This window comes from Streptomyces sp. DvalAA-14 (assembly GCF_900091855.1).
In the GTDB taxonomy this organism is placed as follows: Bacteria; Actinomycetota; Actinomycetes; order Streptomycetales; family Streptomycetaceae; genus Actinacidiphila.
This window is the reverse complement of the sequence record NZ_FMCH01000099.1, coordinates 1-1607: the sequence shown is the minus strand read 5'-3', so window position 1 is coordinate 1607 and position 1607 is coordinate 1. Positions and strand designations below refer to the sequence as shown.

The following is a 1607-nucleotide window of genomic DNA, read 5'->3' as shown; positions in this document are numbered from 1 at the left end:
GTAGGGGCGCTGGGGCATCCCCGGGCGAAGTCGGGGGCGGAACCGCGCGGGCAAGCCGCTCCGGGTGGAGGGTCCGGCGGAGGGCCCGGGTTCGGCATCCCGGGGGTGGCCCGAGCCAGCGGAGGGGTTGCCCCGAGCGGTCGGCCGGGGAACCGGCCGGGTGGCGGGCGGGCCGCGCGTGGAGGCGCTAGCCGCGCGACCCCCGCTGTGGCAGCGCCCGGAGCGCGTCGCCTATGTCGGAGACCTCGATCACCTTCATGCCGGCCGGCACCTTGCCGGGGTCCGGCGGGACGAGGGCGTGGGTGAAGCCGAGGCGGTGGGCCTCGGACAGGCGGCGCTGGACGCCGGTGACCCGGCGGACCTCCCCCGCCAGCCCCACCTCCCCGATCGCCACTAGGTTCTGCGGCAGTGGCGTGTCGATCGCCGCGCTGGCCAGCGCCAGCGCGACCGCGAGGTCGGCGGCCGGCTCGGACAGCTTCACGCCGCCGACCGTCGCCGTGTAGATGTCCTGCTTGCCGATCGCCTTGATCCGGCCGCGCTGCTCCAGCACCGCCAGCATCATCGACACCCGGGACGTCTCCAGGCCGGAGGTGGTGCGGCGCGGGGACGGGATCTGGGTGTCCACCGTCAGCGCCTGCACCTCGGCGACCAGCGGGCGGCGGCCCTCCAGCGTGACCGTCAGGCACGTGCCCGGCACCGGCTCGTCACGCCGGGTCAGGAACAGCCCCGACGGGTCGGCCAGCCCGATGATGCCCTCGTCGTGCAACTCGAAGCAGCCCACCTCGTCGGTGGCCCCGTAACGGTTCTTGATGCCGCGGATCAGCCGCAGCCGGGCGTGCCGGTCGCCCTCGAAGCTCAGCACCACGTCCACCAGGTGCTCCAGCAGCCGCGGTCCGGCGATCGCGCCGTCCTTGGTGACGTGGCCGACCAGCAGCGTGGACATGCCGCGTTCCTTCGACGCCCGGATCAGCGCGCCGGCGACCTCGCGGATCTGCGCCATGCCGCCGGGCGCACCGTCGATCTCCGGGGAGGCGACGGTCTGCACCGAGTCGAGCACCAGCAGGGCCGGCTTCACGTCGTCCAAGTGGCCGAGGACCGCGGACAGATCGGTCTCGGCGGCCAGATACAGGTGGTCGGCGAGCGCGCCGATCCGGTCGGCGCGCAACCGCACCTGCGAGGCCGATTCCTCGGCGGTGATGTAGAGCGTGGGGGACTGCGCCGAGGACGCCTTCGCCGCCACGTCCAGCAGCAGGGTGGACTTGCCGACGCCCGGCTCGCCCGCCACCAGTACGACCGCGCCGGGCACCAGGCCGCCGCCGAGCACCCGGTCGAGCTCCGGCACGCCCGTCGAGCGGGCGGTGGCCTGGCGGCCGTCCACCTCGCTGATCCGCTGCGCCGCGGTGGTGACCCGGCCGGCCGCGGTGGTGCGGACGGCGGGCGCGCCGCCGAACGCCTCGATCGTGCCCCAGGCCTGGCACTCGCCGCACCGGCCGAGCCACTTGACCGTGGTCCAGCCGCATTCGGCGCAGCGGTAGGAGGGACGGTCCTTCGGAGCGGGCTTACGGGTGGCCATGCGCCTCACCGTAGCGGGCCGGTACGACAACGCG

1 protein-coding gene is annotated in these 1607 nt (G+C 74.9%); it reads right to left on the bottom strand.

Annotation, left to right across the window (positions count from 1 at the left end; translation table 11 throughout):
* Nucleotides 1-187: 187 nt before the first annotated feature.
* On the bottom strand, nt 188-1573 hold the full coding sequence (gene radA, locus GA0115240_RS04765; protein ID WP_093735392.1) for a DNA repair protein RadA: 1386 nt from the start codon (nt 1571-1573) through the stop codon (nt 188-190).
* Between the last annotated feature and the right edge of the window lie 34 nt (nt 1574-1607).

Excerpts from the sequence above, each read along its gene's own strand:
- radA (WP_093735392.1), bottom strand. The coding sequence starts at position 1,573 with ATGGCCACCCGTAAGCCCGCTCCGAAGGACCGTCCCTCCTACCGCTGC.